We start from the raw sequence: 17,615 nt of genomic DNA on the forward strand, positions 1-17,615 counted from the left end.
TCTTTTTCCGCCGTTGATGACTTGACTGTTCGTAGGCGTGTTTTTGCTTTGGTAAGCAATCCCGGGCTCTTGCTCTTGATTTCGCTCTTGCTCTCTTAGGAGCCTCCCGCATGCAACCGACAATCGGCGGAGGCCAATACGACTATGATGCCGGATTGGTCTCCGCTTCTTTTTACCAAGCGAAAAAATATCCGGGCCCGGTAACATTCGGTTACAGAGCCCGGCAATAAGTGCGGTTACTTGAATTCTTGTGTGGAAGTGCAGGATTTTACACCGGAATAGCCATCATAGGAATATCGGCGTGGAAAAGCAGGCGATGTGCAAGCGACGGATTGAAAAGCCGGGCAAACATGTTCTTCTTTTTATTTGACACTACTATGAAATCAATATGCCTGTCGCGCCCAAGAGCCTCGAAATCTTCTACGAGATTTCCCGGCGACATCGTGGCGGCATGATACTCGAATCTTGGATAATGCTCCCTGCAATATTCCAGCAAAGGCTCTACCGACTGAGCCTTGCGGCGCAGACGTCCACCTCCCTTGCGGTCAGGAATACTGATAAGAGTCACACACAGACTGCGGTCAGCAAACAGGCCATACAAGGCATCCATCGTCAGGATATCATCCTGGTCGAGATTGCAGAAGAGAACTGCATGATGCAGGTCGGAAAGGTCGCGGAATGATGCCGACTCCGGAATCGTGATAATCGGGAACCTGCATGAGTCGAGCACCTCGGCCGTGACGCTCCCCACAAGCTCGCGCCCTTTTTTATCGCTCTCGCGCGTACCCATCACTATCAGCGACGGTACATTTTCTTTAGCATACTCGGTGATTACCTCCTCCGGAAGCCCTTCAAGCACCTCTGTGGTAAATTTCACAGCAGGGAGTTCCGACGATTTTATGCGCTCCCGCAGACGACGGGCAAACAGCTCCATCGTGTGCCTGGCCTCTATATCAAGTTCACGTCGCAACTCTGCATCGGCCACATCTTCATAACTGAGAGTGTCGGAGAGTTGCGACGGTATCGCGATATCCGGGTCAAGGAATGCGTTCAGGAGCACTATGCGCCCATGGTGGCGCGCACCGATGCCGAATGCGATATCCACGGCTTTGATGGAATGTTCGGTGAAATCGACGGGCACAAGGATGAAGTGTCCTTCCTGTCGTTTCTCCCCGTCACCTGGCACAGGGAGAAATATATCGCGGTTTTCGATTATGCGGAGAGCTTTCGGAAGATCACTTTCGAGAATACGCACCCTGACACCCGAACTTACAACCGGAGCAGAAAGATTGACATTCTGCAGCACAGCCTTCACGCCCTCGCCCTCCAGCAATGCTTTAAGGGCGACAGCATGGTCGTAGGTGTGTATCGCTACAGTTATCAGACGTGGTTCTGCCGTTGATGACATGGATGCAGGGATGTAGTGTGAGGTTACTTTTCTGCGGCGTTCTCTTCGAGGATGGCGATAGCCATATCGTATATTGTCGTATCGTCGAGTACTACGATGCCTCCGTCGGGACCCGGCTCGATGTGTACGCCACAGTTGTTGCCGAACTCATAGTTGCTGCCGCCGAAGTAATTGCGGACGGTCTGTACAGTTGTATTGAGCTTATCGGCGATTTTATGCATCGAGCCATCAGGAAGGCTGTCTTTGATACGGCGGAGGTCATTGAAAGAAATAGTCTTTGTCATGATACTATAATTTTAATGTGAATAATAAATTCAGTATGATACCTGCACCGGCCACTCTGCCGACACCCGGTATCTTGACATCCCTAAATTAGGTTATTCCGACAATAAAAACAAATTTTAGGGGCTATAAAGTTTTCTGTTTTAAAACATGTTTTTATCCGCCGCCCGGGCTATATCCGCCTAACACCATGTATTACAACCTTTTCATAAAGCCGCCTGACACAGCAGTGCCCTTCCGCACCATAGACGGAGCACAAGGCTACCATCGATATCAGGACGGAAGGGCACTGCCGTTAAAATCCCAAAGGCTATATCATATTATAGCTATGGCATTGCCGTTGATCCATGCGCGGTGGCTGTTGTCGACCTTTACATCGTACCACTTGACCACGGTAGAATCCACACGCGTTGTGACCGAATCAAGAATCTCGACACATGTACCCTCGTGCAAAAGCATAGCCTCCTCCGAGCGGTCTTTCGGCACACGGGGCGATGTACTCAGCAACGTCGACGGATCGATTACCACGGCATGGTCATGGCTGGTAGAATAGCGTGTCGACACCGAGGCAAACACATTGGCGATAATGCATAGAGCCAGCAGGACAAATCCACCGAAGAAGCCGACCTTGCGCAACGGCACATTGGCCGAAAAAATATAAAGCGCGACCGCTCCAAGCAGCATGATGAAACATCCGATGGCTATGCCGGCCCATTCGTTGCCCGACAGGCGGCAGGCAAATCCATTTACGGTATTGGATATGAACATACCGCGGTCGCCCGGCTCGTCGGTAATCCTTGAGTTGACAAACTCGAGATTGGTGCGGGCATCGGCATTAGACGGATCCAGTCGCAACGCCCTCTCATAGTAGAGTATGGCCATTCCCGGCTTACCCTGACGGTAATAGCAGTTGCCGAGATTGTAATAGAGGTTGCTCGATGTGCCCTCCTCACCGGCTATCTGAAGATAAAGCTCGGTGGCCTCGGCGAAGTTGTCGGCCGCATACGCTGAGTCGGCACGCTGAGTCAGAGACTGGGCGGATACGCTAATCGTCTGGCATAGAAATGCCAGCAGAGATATCATGTATATAATCCTGGAGTTCATGTTATGAGTGATAGAGGAGTATGGTTATTTCTTTCTGATGCCTTCCATGGAGTTCATCGCACGCGACGCTTCATTGTAAAGCTGCTCAATCTGCTCATCGGAGCGGGCAGGAGAATAGCGAGCCATCTCGCAGTCATCGATAATGCTGATAAAAGTATCGGCAAGCTCCTTGGGCGCACCGTAAGAGTCAAGCTGTCCTGCGATATTGTCGCGTGTAAGCTGGGAGGCCGGCAGTCCGAGTTTATCACCGAGATAGCCCCATATGGCACCGAGCAGTTCGGCATAGAACCTATCTGAGTCATGGGCGAGCATTGCCTTGTGGGCACTCTTAAGACGGCGGCGGGCAATCTTTCCGGCACGTGCGAGACGGCGCCCCTGCACATCGGCATTAAGGCGCGCCTGCTTGCTGTAAAGCCACACAATCAGCACCAACAAGGCGAGCAGAAGCAGATAACAGGGCCAGTACCACCAGGAGTTGTAGACATATGTATGTGTCTTCTGAAGGTCAAGATCACCAAGTTTGATATGCAGTATGTCGGAGTTTTTGCTCGACACGCTCTGTTTGCCGCCTGCTACCGCAGAGGGGGCTGCACCCTGCGTGACCTTTATATTGTAGGAAGGGGTGCTCAGAGTGACATACTGGCGGCTATCGGGATTGAAATACACAAACTTGTCGGCGCCTATGGTAAACGTACCAACGCTCTGCGGCACAAATGTATAATCGACAGTCATGGTGCCTGTGACTGTACTGCCGGAGATATGAGAATCTATATCCGTCTGCGGCTGATACTGCTCGAACTCCGAGGGGAAATCGATTACAGGCTCTTTCACATACTTGATATTTCCGGTGCCTTTGATTGTATATACAAGCGAGGCTGCCTCGTTGGTCTTGAACACCTGTCCGCTCAGACGGCTGTCAATCGAGAACTGTCCCACAGCGCCGGTAAACCCATCGGGCTGAGGCTGCGGAAGAGCATCTATTGTAATCGACGCCGAGTTGGAGGTAGTCTTTATCTGGCGCTCCACCGGGCGGTTTCCACCCCAGAATCCGCCCATGCGCTCATACTGCACTACGGTAACATCATATTTTCCGGAGTTGATGGTAAGCCGACCCGACTTCTGAGGGAATATCACACACTGCTTAAGTATGGCGGTCATATAGTTCTGACCGTTGTAATGCTCCACCTCGTTGAGCGTGGGATTAAGCTGAATCTCATCAATGAGAAATCCGTCGAACGACGGCTGCGTAGTGGGTATGAACGAACTGATGCTGTGCTTGGTATAGAGTTTTATCGTACACAGAATCGCTTCCTGCTCGTAAGCTCTGGTCTTGTTGAGTATAATGCGTACGAGCACATCGTTGGCGTTAACGCCTCGGTCGGCACTCTGTGTGCCGATATCGTCGACACGCGCCGACGGCTGTGCTCCCTGCTGTGTCTGGTCGGGAGGGAGCACGGTAAACGACGCCGTGCGGGTAGTGTAAGTCTTGCCCCCTGATGTGATACGCGCCTCGCCGATAGTATATGTGCCGGGATTGTCGGCACGATAGGTAAACGAATAATCGACAGTGGTCGACGACGATGCGTGGCCGTTGACCCACTGGTAATTCTGCATACGCGAAGTGGAAGGCCCGTAAAGGAGTGTACACCCCTTGATTTCCGGTGCCTTCAGTCCGGAACCCTCGCCGTCCTTAAGGCGGAAGGTCACATTGAACTTATTGCCCGCAATCACTGTGCGCGGCGGTATGACCGTGAACGAAGTTTCGGCAACGGCAGCCACAGCCACCATCACCATCATCAGCATGGTCATCAATATCCTTCGTGTCATTGCAATATTCTGTTTATCTTAATCAAAAACGTTGTCAGGTAAAGCATGTTGAGAAACTGAGAAACGGAGCCACAGACTACCACTGCGGGCCTGTGGTACGGCGTGCGCCCTGAGCCTCTTTCTTCTGCATCTCCTGGACTTTACGACGGGTAGCGTTTTCCTCATTCTCCATTGTCTTGAGGATTTTTGCGGCATTTGCGTCGCTGATTCCGCCCTGTTGCTGCTGGGGTTGCTGCTGAGGCTTCTGCTTGTCCTGATTCTGTTGATTCTGATTCTGGTCTTTATCTTTATTCTGGTCCTGGTCTTTGTTTTGGTCTTTGTTCTGATTCTGGTTCTGCCGGTCCTTGTTTTGGTCCTTCTGATCCTGATTTTGGTCCTTATTCTGATCTTTATTCTGATCCTGATTTTGCTCCTGCTCCTGTTTCTTCAGCTGAGCGAGACGCAGATTTTCCCTTGCCTTGTCATTGTCGGGATTCTTACGCAAGGCTCCTTTATACATATTTATGGCCTGGTCGTACTGCTGCTGGTTGAACGCCATGTTGCCGAGATTGTAGAACGAGCGCTCGCTGATAGCATCATCGCCGGCCGTCTTTGCCAAATCAGTCAGGATTGACTGAGCCTCGGCTATTGGATTGTTCTCGTTGTTGGGGTCGGCATTCCCGGCCTGACGCAGAAGCGATACGGCAAGATTATACATTGCTTTTTCGCTCATGGCATTCTGTTCGAGAGCCTTGCGATACTCTACCTCGGCTTCAGCAAAACGCTTCTCCTCATAGAGTTTGTTGCCGGCTCTTATATGGTTGCGCTCCTTACGTGTCGACGTGTCGGAGGTGTCGCCGGCGGCACGGGCTACCGACGGTATCGTCAGCAATGCGGCTGTAGCCAATGCTGTAAGTATGTTGCGTTTAAATAGTGACATAGGCTATTTACCAAAGAAGTTGAATTTCTTGAGCCATCCGATTTTGCGCTCCGGCAGAAGCATGTCGGCGATAAGGAAGGCAAGAGCAAGCCATGCGAATACCGGAAACTGCTCGGCGCTGGCTTTGTATGTAACCTTCTCGAGCGATGATGTGGCGAGTGTCTTCAACTGCTCGTCGACATCTTTTACCACACTCGACGACGCACCCTGCACGTATATGCCGTCGCCGGCCTCAGCTATCTTGCGCGCCATCTCTTCGTTGAGGCGTGTGGTGACCGGCGTGCCGTTGTCGTCGCGCAAGAACTGTCCGTCACGCCCGATAGGTATCAGCGCACCCTTGGCCGAGCCCAGACCGATTACATCGACCTGAATGCCCTGCTTCGCAGCGGCCTGTACGGCTGCCACAGGGTCGTCCTCGAAGTTTTCGCCGTCGGTAATCACGATTATAGCCTTATGCACATCCTCGTCGGGCGAGAATGATGTCACGGCCATATCTACGGCCGCACCGATAGCTGTGCCCTGAGTGGGCACCATCTCGGTGGATATGCTGCTGAGAAACATCTTGGCGGAAGAGAAATCGCTTGTGACAGGTAGCTGCGTGTATGCATCACCGGCAAATACGATGAGTCCCACCTTATCGTTTCCAAGTTTGTCGAAAAGTTTCTCGAGAATGAGTTTGGCACGTTGCAGACGGCTCACACCACGCGGGTCGTCGGTCGACGATGCAAGCATTGAGTTTGACACGTCGAGACATACCATCACTTCGATACCCTGCACTTCGCTGACCTCCTCCTTAGCGCCTGCGCGCGGTCGGGCGAGCACAATCACAAGGGTGGCCAGAGCCACCAGCTGGAGCACCAGCTTAAGCGCCGGAGTGTAGCGCGAGGCCTCGGGCATAAGCCCGGCCAGCACTTCCGGATTGCCGTATAGGCGCAACCGGCGTCGGCGTGTATAACGTGCCCACAGGAAGAGTCCGGCTACGGCAAGTAGCGCGAACATCAGATATAACAGTCCCGGATTGGCAAAACTAAACATAGTGAACTCAGAGATTAGGGTAATGTACGTAGCACCGTACGGCGCAGGATTATCTCGGCAAGGAAGAGGCCGAAGGCAAGCCAGGCCCAAAGCATGTAGTCATCCTCGGTGTGGGAAAAATGCCTTACATCCATCTGTGTCTTCTCAAGCTGGTCGATTTCAGCAAAAATGTCCTTCAGGACGGTGTTGCCGGTAGCTCTGAAATACTTGCCGCCTGTCGAGCGTGCGATATTCTGAAGAGTCGCCTCGTCGATGACTACAGGCATCGGCACATAATCTATGCCTCCGAAGTAGTTGCGCTGAGGTGTGGGTGCTGTGCCGTTTCGACCGACACCGATGGTATATACCTTTATACCCATCTTTTTGGCGATTTCGGCGGCAGTCATAGGAGCCACAACACCGGTATTGTTAGTGCCGTCGGTGATAAGTATGATGCTCTTGCTCTTGGCTTTCCCTTCCTTTATACGGTTGATTGAGGTAGCCAGACCGTCGCCGATGGCTGTACCGTCGTTGAGCATGCCCATACGGATATCCTTTATATAGTTGGTCACCATCGCACGGTCAGTAGTCATAGGGAGAGCTGTAAAACTCTCTCCCGCAAAAATGACAAGACCAATGTTGTCGCTCTCGCGTCCGGCGACAAAGCGTGCGGCCACATCCTTGGCAGCCTCGAAGCGATCGGGCGTGAAATCGCGTGCGAGCATCGACGAAGATATATCAAGCGCCAGCACGATATCGGTACCCTCGGTGGAAGATGTACGCCAGCTGTCGCGGGTCTGCGGACGCGCAAGGACTATAATCACACATCCTATCGCTGCCAGACGCAGCAGAAACAGAAGATGTATGAGATACTCTTTGTACGAGCGCGGAAGCCCGGCATAAGGACTCACCGTGGATATACCGAGAGCCGGAAAGGCCGAGCGGTGCTTCCACACATACCAGGCTATCAGCGGTATATATATCGTGAACAGCCAAAGATATTCCGGATGGGCGAGCTGCATTATTTTATTGATTCAGAGTTAGTGATTTCAGATTTCGTGTCAGTGGCCGTCGCGGGGGCGCTACCGTCGGCGACCGTGTCATCGGCAGGTTTCTCTACAGGCTTTGTATCCTCGACAAATCGCGTGGCCATAGTGAAGCTCTTGACATTGTCGTCGGGGAGAGGCCTTACCTTTGCAAACTTGACAAAATCGGCCATCTCGAGAATCTGCTTCATCAGTCCGGCTGACGGACGAGTCTCATCGTGGCGGCTTACCTGCTGCATAATCTGGGTAGAGGTCATCTCCATGGCGTTTATTCCAAAACGTTGCTCCAGATAGGTACGCAGAATCTCGGTAAGACGGGTATAGTATTCTTTCTCATGGCCGTTTTCGCAGAGTTTCTCACTCTTGAGCCTTGTAAGGGCCTGCATGGCCAGTTCGTACGGAGGAACAGGTTTCTTCTGCGGAAGTATGCTTACCACCTTCTTCTTACGGAAGAATATAATCACCGCCACAAGGAGGACTACAAGGGCGCATATAAGTATCACCCACCAGTAGTCGGCTATAAAGTCGGGCACGAAGTCCCAGAGCTTCCATCCGCCGTCGACAGTATCAGCATAGTCGTGGACTGTGCGGAGGGAGTCGACACTTACCGGAATTACCTTCAGCGGCAAATCATTCGACATTATTGTTTCGTTGCCGCATACATACACGAAAGGCGGTATGGTATACAATCCGGAATCAAAAGCCTGTATAATGAGCTGCTGGCGTATCTCCTCACGTCCGGAACCGATGTCGGATGTGTCGGGACGGCCGGCCTCAACCAGGTCGATAGCCGATGTAAGCGTGTCTCCGACATTAAGGAAGTGGCCCTGCACACCGCGATCCTGCACAATATCCACATGCAGTGTGGTCTGCTTTCCCATCAGTATGTAGGCCGAGTCGAGGCTGGTCTTCAACTGTACCGGACCGGCCGCCGATGCACCCACCGCAGTGAGCGTACAGAGCAGAAAGGCCACATGTCGCAGTGTGTACCTTAAAAATGTTACGGTTGAGGGGATAATATGCTTCATCATAATCAGATTCTGAACGTTTACCTTACGCCGCGCTTCTTGAACAGGCCCATGAGCGACTTGACATAATCCTCGTCGGTGGCAATCGACGCATAGTCGACACCACACCGGTTGAAACGGTCGGTCATCACCTGCTGGCGCTCGTACCACCATTTGTTGAAAGCCTTCCTCACACGCCCGGAGGAGGTATTGACCCAACGCAGAGCACCGGTCTCAAGGTCCTGCACACGCATCAGCCCTACGTCGGGCAACTGGGCGTCGCGGCGGTCATATACCTGAATCGCCGTTACGTCATGCTTGTTGTTGGCAATGGACAGAGCCCGATAGTAATCTCCCGAGTCGATGAAGTCGGAAATGAGGAAAGTTGTACACCGCTTTTTCAGCGCGTCGGTCATATAGCGCAATGCAAGGGATATATCCGTGCCTGTATGTTCGGGCGTAAAATCAAGCAGTTCGCGTATGAGAAACAGTATATGCCGGCGCCCCTTTTTCGGTGGAATGAACTTCTCGACATGGTCGGAAAAGAAAATCATGCCGATTTTGTCATTGTTCTGAATGGCGGAAAAGGCGAGCGTGGCCGCAATCTCCGCAATCATCAGTCGCTTCTGCTCGCCCATGGCGCCGAAATTACGGCTGCCGGACACATCGACAAGCAGCATCACCGTCATCTCGCGCTCCTCTTCGTAGACCTTGACATATGGCCGGTTGTGGCGCGCGGTCACGTTCCAGTCTATGTCGCGTATGTCATCGCCATACTGGTACTCGCGCACCTCGCTGAAGGTCATGCCGCGGCCCTTGAATGCCGAATGATATTCACCGGCAAATATATTCTGCGACAGACCTTTGGTCTTTATCTCAATCTTACGTATCTTCTTGAGTAGCTCGTTAGCGTCCATAGGTATAAGGGAATCAGCAGGTGGGTGTATGAAATACCGCATCATACGGTCCGGCAACCCCTACAGGAAAGCCGGACGGCACGAATCAAGGCACCTCTACCTTGTCGAGAATTTCAGAGATTACGTCGTCGGCAGTGATATTGTTGGCCTCAGCCTCGTAGGTGAGTCCAAGACGATGGCGCATCACATCGTGGGCTACGGCGCGCACATCCTCGGGCACCACATATCCGCGGCCGCGCAGGAAAGCGTAGCTGCGGGCGGCACGTGCCAGCGATATCGAGGCACGAGGCGAAGCGCCGAAGTCGATTATCGACACGAGGTCGTTAAGGCCATAGTCGGCGGGGAAACGTGTGGCAAACACGATGTCGACGATGTAACGCTCTATCTTCTCGTCGATATATATCTTTTCACATACCTTCTGAACCTCGATAATCTCCTGCGGACGGAGCAGAGGACGCACTTCCTTGCGCTCGTTGGTGATATTCTGGCGTATGATGAGTTTCTCTTCCTCTTTTGTAGGATATCCAATCACTACCTTCAGAAGAAAACGGTCGACCTGTGCCTCGGGCAGAGGATATGTGCCTTCCTGCTCGATAGGGTTCTGCGTAGCCATTACCAGGAACGGTTCGTCGAGAGGGAATGTATTGTCGCCGATAGTCACCTGACGTTCCTGCATGGCCTCAAGAAGCGCACTCTGCACTTTTGCGGGAGCACGGTTTATCTCGTCGGCAAGCACGAAATTAGCGAAAACCGGGCCTTTCTTTACCTGAAACTGCTCGCTCTTCACGCTGTAGACCATCGTACCTGTAACGTCGGCCGGCAGAAGGTCGGGAGTAAACTGTATGCGGCTGTACTTTGCGTCGATTACCTGCGCGAGAGTCTTTATAGCCAAAGTCTTGGCCAAACCGGGCACACCCTCGAGGAGCACATGCCCGTTGGACAGAAGGGCTATCAGCAAAGAGTCTATAAGATGCTTCTGGCCTACAATAGTCTGATCCATGCCGCGCTGTATCATATTGATAAAGTCGCTTTTGGAAGCCACAAGATCGTTGAGCTCGCGTATGTTTACCGATTCACTCATAATAGGAATGTATTAGGGTATATTTAGTATTCTATGATGCAAATTTATTAATTCTAACAACTCAAGCGTTAATCACGATTGTTAAAATTATATATATATCCTTTAGGTTGTTAAAATTCGCAATTCCTGCTTCTGATTCAGCGACGTCCTTTCGTGCGGCGCTCTATCTCGCCGATTTTAGCTGTGGCGCGGCGCACACTCGCAGGGTTGGAGGCATCGATATTGTATTTCGAGGCTGGAGGAATCACTACAACCGTGCCCGGGCGTATACGGTCGGGATTACCGATTTTATCGGCATTCTCTTCATATATATATACCCAGAAACAGTGGTTGCCGTAATATTTGCGGGCCATTGTGGTAAGGTAGCGATGGCCGCTTACTGTGTCTGTGACCACTTTCGGGGCCGATGTCTGAGCCTTTGGTGCAACCGCATCGGCGCTCTCCGTTTTTTCAGGAGCTGACACCTCGGGGTCGGCAACGGGTTCTGTAGTCTGAGGCTCGTCGGCAATCTCTGTTATGAAACCGTCTGCCGGGGTTGTCTCCTCAACCATTTCCTCGTCATCGGCGGAATCGTCGTATGTGGTGTCGGATGTATTGCTGAGATAGCCCAGAGTGATACTCAGCAGATAGCCGAGGGCCATGCCTACAATGACTCCGACAAGCAACATTAGCCAGGGATTAAGACCGGTGCGGTCGCGATATACGATTATCGGCTCGCGGTTGTCTGACGACGAGTCGTCATCGTCGCTGAAGAACTGTTTTTTCAGACGTTCGGCGCTTTCGCTGTATTTCTTCTCGACGGGTGCTTCCGGCTTATTATCAGCAACCGGCAGCACAACAGTTTCCGCTGCTGCAGGGATTACCACCTGTGCTTCGAGCATTTCGGGAGCGGAGTCAGCTATGATGTCAGCCTCAGCCTCTACTTCAGCCTCAGCAGGCACAGCCGGAATTCCAGCGCCGGAGTCGGCACAGGCCGCCTCTTCGATTTCCGGTTTGTCGCCCGGGGCGTGCGCCTCAGCCTTATCCTCGGCCGTTTTATCTTCGTCGGCTGCTACGGCATTGTCTATGCCTGCCTCTGCCTGAGTCGCTTCTACCGCAGCGTGAACGGCTGTGACGTCGGGCGCTGACTTTTCAGTCAGGTCATCCTCCGATACTCCGGCAGCCAGTGCTACCGGTTCAAAAGCTGCAAAGGGCTCATTGACGGCCTCGGCCAGCAACGGGTCAGGTGCCCACACTACCGCCTCCTGCGACGGTTCGCCCGGGGCAAATGTACCTATACCGGCGATAGTCACACGCTCTCCACGGGCAAGCGCCTCAGTGGCCTTGTCAAGCAATGCGCGCAGAAAAAGAGCAGCCTCCTCGTCGGTGCATCCTGTGGCTCCGGCTATTGAAGACGCAATACGGTGGAATGTCATCTTGTCGTTCATGGGCGTTCTGTGATTTTTCTTCGCAACAGAGTGCTGGGATTAAACTGTATGGTTATCGCGGGAGGGAGGAGCAGTTTGCCTCCTCGATCGAGGTCATCAACTATCTTTTCGTCTTCTTTCTGCGTAGTAAAAGTGCCGAAACCGGGCAGCAAAACAGTATCACCGTCGACAAGCGCATCGCGCAGTGCCGAGGCAAGCCCTTCGACAAGAGCCTCTACATCGCGCTCGGGGCGATGCAGTTCGGCCGACAGTTCGGCCACAAGTATATTGTTATCCATCGGGAAATAATTTCTGCAATAATATTACCAGATAATCACACGCTCTGACGGAGCGAGCCACATGGCATCGCCCTCCTTAACGGAGAATGCGTCGAAGAATTGCTCGAGATTGCGCAGAGTGCCGTTGACGCGCCAGCGACCGAGAGAATGGGGGTCGGTCTTTGTGCGGTTGAGAATCTCCTCGTCGCGTATATTTCCGGCCCACACATTGGCATAGGCAAGGTAGAAGCGTTGGTCGGGTGTAAAGCCGTCGATTGTCTTGTCGGACTCCGGCTCGGCTTCAAGACTCATATGATAGGCCGTATACGCAACGCGCAGACCTCCCTGGTCGGCGATATTCTCGCCGAGAGTCAGACGTCCGTTGGCATGGGTGTCGCCAAGCACTATTATACGGTCGAACTGAGCTGCAAGCCGGTCGGTGAGTCCGGTAAATTTTTCTTTGTCGGCAGGTGTCCACCAGTTTGCGAAATTGCCGTCCTTGTCAAACAGACTCCCCTGGTCGTCGAAACCGTGGGTCATCTCATGCCCGATTACCACACCGATGGCACCATAATTCTCGGCCGGGTCGGCATCGGGATTGAAGTAAGGCGGCTGAAGTATGCCTGCGGGGAAGCATATCTCGTTGGTTGTGGGGTTGTAATATGCGTTGACAGTCTGCGGAGTCATGTACCAACGGTCGCGGTCGACCGGTTTCCCCCACTGGGCCAGATTGTATTTCTGCTCATTGACAATGGCACGCTTGATATTGTCCCAGTAGCTCTGGCGCGGGTCTATGACAAGAGCCGAATAGTTGCGCCATTTGTCAGGATATCCGACCTTTACGGTAAATGCGTCGAGCTTCTCCAGAGCCCGGGTCTTTGTAGTGTCGCTCATCCATGTCAGCCCCTTGATATGCATGCCGAGAGCCTTGCGCAGATTGCCGACAAGCTCAAGCATTTTTGTCTTTGAGCGCTCGGGGAAGTATTTTTCGACATACAGTTCGCCTACAGCCTCGCCAAGAAGAGCGTTGGGCACGGCGAGAGCGCGTTTCCAGCGCGGCATGGGTTCTTCCACACCTGTAATGGCACGTGTAAGACCGAATTTGGCGGCTACGAAATCGTCGCTGAGATAGTCGGCGGCGCCATCAAGATACATTACTGTAAGATAGTCGTGTAGTGCCTGCTCGGAGGCATTGGCAAGAATCGAATCGACAGCGGCGAGCACCTTTGGCTGCCCTACGATAAGAGTGTCAATGTCAGTGATGCCCTGGCGGTCAAAATAGCGGCGGAGATCGACGGCAGGATATTCAGCCACAAGCTCCGACATGGCCATAGGATTGTAGCTCGCAGCAGGGTCGCGGAGTTCCTCACGGCTCATGGCGGCATGTGCCAGCTGAGTCTCGATTGCTATTGTGTTGTCGGCGAGACGAGCCTGTCCGTCGGCGGAGTAGCCTACCAGCTCGGCAAGCCGGCGCAGATATCCGGCATATGCCTCACGCACACTGCGTGCGCGATCGGTATCCTCGATATAATAGTCGCGGTCGCCCATGCCGAGTGTGCCCTGCGTAAGATACATGGCATTGTTGTCGGAACTCATCATGTCGGCTTCCACACCGGTCTCGAAGAATCCGCTCATTCCCGGCGCGGTGGCAAGCATGTCGATTATGTCGGCACGACCGGCCTGGTTTATGGCCACCACATCGCCCATCACCGGTTGCGCACCCTGTATGTTGAGGCGCAGAGAGTCAAGGCCCATGGAATACAGGTCGCCGATTTTCTGCGCCACCGAGCCGGGGACGGCATTGCGGCTGTCGAGGCCGGAGATGAGTTCGCGCACCTGTATACGGTTATTGTCGCGCAACTGGTCGAATGTGCCGAAGCGCGCGAACTCCGGTTTAAGCGGGTTGAGTTTCATCCATCCTCCGCAGGCATAGTCGTAGAAGTCGGTCTGCGGAGCCACGCTTTCGTCGAGATTGGCACGGTCGACTCCGAGCGGTGCGGTTATGGCATTGGCGGTCATAATGGTAGTGGCGGTAGCAAGTGTGAGAGTGAGCCTGACGGCCCGATGGGTTAATGATGACATGAGTGAATGGACGAGGAGTGAGTATATTTAACGTAATGGATTTATAAATAGTTCTACTGGAGTTCAGTCAATGCCGAGGCTCTGCTTGAGTTCGTCGAGTTCGATACCCGCGAGTTCCCACAGGCTCATGGCATTGTCAAGTTGCTTGCCAAGGGCCGCATGACGCTCGAATATGTCGGCATCGACTTCGCCGGCAGCAATCCGTGCCTCGACTTCGGCAATCCGCGCCTCGATATCGGCGATTGATGCCTCGGCCTCGGCCACTTTCTTCTCGGCGCGTTTCACCATACGCTGGCGTTCACGTTGCTCGGTATAGTTTACACGCCCCTGGCGCTGTGCAGGAGCATCCTGTTGAGTCGCCGGTTTCTGAGGTGCCGTGGTATTTCTTGTGTCTTGAGCCGGTTTGTCGGGAGTCGAGGGCTTGTTGCGCTCAAGCTCGGCAAGCGAATCGAGCTTCTTCTTTTCAAGGAACTCGTATATGCCTCCAAGGCACTCTCTCATCTTTCCGCCTCCGAATTCGTAGACCTTCTCGACAAGTCCGTCGAGGAACTCTCGGTCGTGGCTCACGACAATTACCGTGCCGTCGAAATCCTTGATAGCCTGCTTGAGGATATCTTTTGTGGACATATCGAGATGATTGGTAGGCTCGTCGAGAATCAACAGGTTGACAGGCTCCAGCAACAGGCGTATCATGGCCAGTCGGGTCTTTTCACCGCCGGAAAGCACCTTTACTTTCTTGTCGGACGCCTCGCCTCCGAACATAAACGCGCCAAGAATATCGCGTATTTTTGTGCGGATGTCGCCTACAGCCACACGGTCGATTGTGTCAAACACTGTGATTTCCCCGTCAAGCAGCTGAGCCTGGTTCTGTGCGAAATAACCGATTTTTACGTTGTGCCCGAGCTTGAGGTGTCCGGTAAACGGGATTTCACCCATTATACACTTTACAAGAGTCGATTTTCCCTCGCCATTCTTTCCGACAAAAGCCACCTTCTCGCCACGCTTTATGGTAAACGTTGCGCCGTCAAACACCTGATGGTCGCCATATGCCTTCCCTACCCCGTCGGCTATTACCGGGTAGTCGCCCGAGCGTGGGGCCGGAGGGAATCGCAGGTTAAGACGCGAGGTGTCGACCTCATCGACCTCTATGCGCTCGATTTTGGCGAGCTGCTTCATGCGGCTCTGCACCTGCACGGCCTTTGTGGCCTTGTAGCGGAAGCGTTCGATGAATTCCTCGGTGTCCTGTATCTGTTTCTGCTGATTCTCATAGGCACGGCGCTGCTGCTCGATGCGCTCCTGATGAAGCACCACATATTTCGAGTAGTTGACAGCGTAGTCATATATCTTGCCAAGTGAAATCTCGATTGTGCGGTTGGTGACATTGTCTATGAACGCACGGTCGTGGCTTACAAGCACCACAGCGCCGGCCTTGGTGACAAGAAAATTCTCAAGCCACTGTATCGACTCGATGTCAAGATGGTTGGTAGGCTCGTCGAGCAACAGCACGTCGGGGCGCTGCAATAGAATCTTGGCAAGCTCGATACGCATACGCCATCCGCCTGAAAACTCTGAAGTAGGACGGTTGAAGTCGCTGCGCACAAATCCGAGGCCTATGAGTGTCTTCTCCATCTCAGCCTCTCCGCCGTCGCCCTCTTCCATTGATATCTGCTCGGAAAGTGTGGTCATGCGGTCGATGAGACGTGCATACGCATCGCTCTCGTAGTCGGTGCGTTCGGCAAGCTCCGCGCTCAGACGGTCGTATTGCTCGTGAAGCTGCTGTATATGGCCGAAGGCTTTGCGCACTTCGTCGATTACCGTGTTGGTATCGGTCAGCGTCATATGCTGCGGGAGATAACCTATTGTCACATCCTGCGGTACGGCCACAGAGCCGGAGGTGGGCTTCTGCACACCGGCGATAATCTTGAGCATGGTCGACTTTCCGGCCCCGTTCTTTCCGACGAGGGCTATGCGATCGCGCTTGTTGATTACATAGTTTATGCCGTCGAAAAGACTTTTCGCGCTGAATTCAACCGATAGATTCTGTATCGAAATCATCTGTTATCTATAGAAAAACACTACAAAGGTACTCAATCCCGCAGACATTTCATAACTTTGTATCCGAACCCCTGAATAACATCGAAACATCATTATCATATGAAGATTATTAAAACAATTGCCATCAGTACATTCATCGCAGCGACATCTCTTCTGTGCGATGCCCGTGAGTTTCAGGACTGGTCAAACTTCCGCCGCTACCACGACAGCAACACCGAAGTAAAGGCACTTCCTGCGGCCGAACGACAGGTTGTGTTCCTGGGCAACTCGATTACAGACAACTGGGCCCGTTTCCGACCCGACTTTTTCAAACAGAACGGCTATATCGGACGCGGAATCTCGGGACAGACCACCTATCAGTTCCTGTCGCGTTTCCGTGAAGATGTAATCAATCTGGGTCCGCGCATCGTGGTCATCAATGCCGCCACCAACGATGTGGCTGAAAACACCCATCCATATGTCGAGGATATGACTGTCGACAATATATCGTCGCTCATCGAACTCGCTCAGGCCAACGGCATAACTCCGGTACTCACCACCACTCTTCCGGCGGCATCGTTCGGATGGCGCAAGGAGATTACCGGAAGTTCCGACAAAATCGCATCTCTGAACAAGCGTCTTGAAGCGCTCGCAAAGAAGAAAGGCATCCTGTTTGTCGACTATTATTCGCGTCTTGTCAGTCCGGGCGACGAGACCCGGGCACTGAATCCGGCCTATACCAACGACGGCGTGCATCCCACCGAAGCCGGATATGCAGTGATGGAATCAATAATCCACCCTGTGCTACAGGACTTGCTCGCGAAATAAGTCACCATCCACGTGACTCGCAATAGGGGAATTGCTGCACGCATGCGCTGGCTGTAAATGAGTTATCCTTTCAGTAGCAAAAAATCGCAGTCAAAAATTTGCGACGTAAAAAAAATGTAGTACCTTTGCGCCCGGGTAAGTCCTACACGACCAGCTCCCCGGGAACTCCGCCAGGCCTTGACCGGAGCAACGGTACCGGGTTGTAGCGGTGCGATGTAGTCAGCTTACCCTTTTTTCATGCAGTTACATCAGCCGGCGCCGGCAAGCGCCACAGCATAATAGAAACTATCGGGTCCGCAGAGCCTCTGAACACATTTCTAGAGGCATTGCGGACCCGATTTTTCTATCACCTATCGTACAAATCGGGCACTGACAATCAAAA

15 protein-coding genes and 1 other RNA gene are annotated in these 17,615 nt (G+C 52.9%); 2 read left to right on the forward strand and 14 right to left on the reverse strand.

Going from position 1 to position 17,615, the window contains the following annotated elements:
- Nucleotides 1–268 precede the first annotated feature (268 nt).
- From ADH68_RS03840 to ADH68_RS03905, 14 genes are all read right to left on the reverse strand, one after another.
- The gene (locus ADH68_RS03840) at nucleotides 269–1,408 is read right to left on the reverse strand and encodes a universal stress protein (protein ID WP_068959727.1); all 1,140 of its coding nucleotides are present in this window, start codon (nucleotides 1,406–1,408) and stop codon (nucleotides 269–271) included.
- Between the two features lie 23 nt (nucleotides 1,409–1,431).
- Nucleotides 1,432–1,692, reverse strand: a complete 261-nt coding sequence (locus ADH68_RS03845) for a DNA-binding protein (RefSeq protein WP_068959726.1) — start codon at nucleotides 1,690–1,692, stop codon at nucleotides 1,432–1,434.
- 313 nt (nucleotides 1,693–2,005) lie between these two features.
- Nucleotides 2,006–2,794, reverse strand: a complete 789-nt coding sequence (locus tag ADH68_RS03850; RefSeq protein ID WP_084273885.1) for a tetratricopeptide repeat protein — start codon at nucleotides 2,792–2,794, stop codon at nucleotides 2,006–2,008.
- Nucleotides 2,795–2,818: 24 nt separating this feature from the next.
- Nucleotides 2,819–4,621, reverse strand: coding sequence for a BatD family protein (locus ADH68_RS03855; protein ID WP_084273884.1), 1,803 nt, complete (start codon nucleotides 4,619–4,621; stop codon nucleotides 2,819–2,821).
- 76 nt (nucleotides 4,622–4,697) lie between these two features.
- Nucleotides 4,698–5,540 (reverse strand): tetratricopeptide repeat protein, encoded by an 843-nt coding sequence (locus ADH68_RS13895; protein WP_107033568.1) that lies wholly within the window; start codon nucleotides 5,538–5,540, stop codon nucleotides 4,698–4,700.
- A 3-nt stretch (nucleotides 5,541–5,543) separates the two neighbouring features.
- Nucleotides 5,544–6,575, reverse strand: coding sequence for a vWA domain-containing protein (locus ADH68_RS03865; protein WP_068959723.1), 1,032 nt, complete (start codon nucleotides 6,573–6,575; stop codon nucleotides 5,544–5,546).
- 14 nt (nucleotides 6,576–6,589) lie between these two features.
- Complete coding sequence (locus tag ADH68_RS03870; protein ID WP_068959722.1) at nucleotides 6,590–7,576, reverse strand: vWA domain-containing protein; 987 nt, start codon at nucleotides 7,574–7,576, stop codon at nucleotides 6,590–6,592.
- Entirely contained in the window at nucleotides 7,576–8,631 is a 1,056-nt protein-coding gene (locus ADH68_RS03875; protein ID WP_133169805.1) for a cell wall anchor protein, read from the reverse strand. Before ADH68_RS03875 ends, ADH68_RS03870 begins: the two co-directional genes overlap by 1 nt.
- A 17-nt stretch (nucleotides 8,632–8,648) precedes the next feature.
- Nucleotides 8,649–9,524, reverse strand: coding sequence for a DUF58 domain-containing protein (locus ADH68_RS03880; RefSeq protein WP_068959720.1), 876 nt, complete (start codon nucleotides 9,522–9,524; stop codon nucleotides 8,649–8,651).
- An 85-nt stretch (nucleotides 9,525–9,609) separates the two neighbouring features.
- Entirely contained in the window at nucleotides 9,610–10,605 is a 996-nt protein-coding gene (locus ADH68_RS03885) for an AAA family ATPase (RefSeq protein WP_068959719.1), read from the reverse strand.
- A 137-nt stretch (nucleotides 10,606–10,742) separates the two neighbouring features.
- On the reverse strand, nucleotides 10,743–12,032 hold the full coding sequence (locus tag ADH68_RS03890; RefSeq protein ID WP_068959718.1) for an HU family DNA-binding protein: 1,290 nt from the start codon (nucleotides 12,030–12,032) through the stop codon (nucleotides 10,743–10,745).
- Nucleotides 12,029–12,310 carry an HU family DNA-binding protein gene (locus tag ADH68_RS03895; protein ID WP_068959717.1) on the reverse strand — a complete coding sequence of 94 codons (282 nt, stop codon included), beginning with the start codon at nucleotides 12,308–12,310 and terminating at the stop codon, nucleotides 12,029–12,031. The genes ADH68_RS03890 and ADH68_RS03895 overlap by 4 nt, the downstream gene beginning before the upstream one ends.
- A 24-nt stretch (nucleotides 12,311–12,334) precedes the next feature.
- Nucleotides 12,335–14,371: a M13 family metallopeptidase gene (locus ADH68_RS03900; RefSeq protein ID WP_232321416.1), complete on the reverse strand. Its 2,037-nt coding sequence runs from the start codon at nucleotides 14,369–14,371 to the stop codon at nucleotides 12,335–12,337.
- A gap of 63 nt (nucleotides 14,372–14,434) precedes the next feature.
- Nucleotides 14,435–16,426 (reverse strand): ABC-F family ATP-binding cassette domain-containing protein, encoded by a 1,992-nt coding sequence (locus ADH68_RS03905; RefSeq protein WP_068959716.1) that lies wholly within the window; start codon nucleotides 16,424–16,426, stop codon nucleotides 14,435–14,437.
- Nucleotides 16,427–16,525: 99 nt separating this feature from the next.
- Here ADH68_RS03905 and ADH68_RS03910 point away from each other — a divergent pair, with 99 nt between their 5' ends.
- Nucleotides 16,526–17,233 carry an SGNH/GDSL hydrolase family protein gene (locus tag ADH68_RS03910; RefSeq protein WP_068959715.1) on the forward strand — a complete coding sequence of 236 codons (708 nt, stop codon included), beginning with the start codon at nucleotides 16,526–16,528 and terminating at the stop codon, nucleotides 17,231–17,233.
- 133 nt (nucleotides 17,234–17,366) lie between these two features.
- Nucleotides 17,367–17,466: signal recognition particle sRNA small type (ffs, locus tag ADH68_RS03915), an RNA gene on the forward strand.
- Nucleotides 17,467–17,615 lie beyond the last annotated feature (149 nt).

It is taken from the genome of Muribaculum intestinale, assembly GCF_002201515.1.
GTDB classification, from domain to species: domain Bacteria; phylum Bacteroidota; class Bacteroidia; order Bacteroidales; family Muribaculaceae; genus Muribaculum; species Muribaculum intestinale.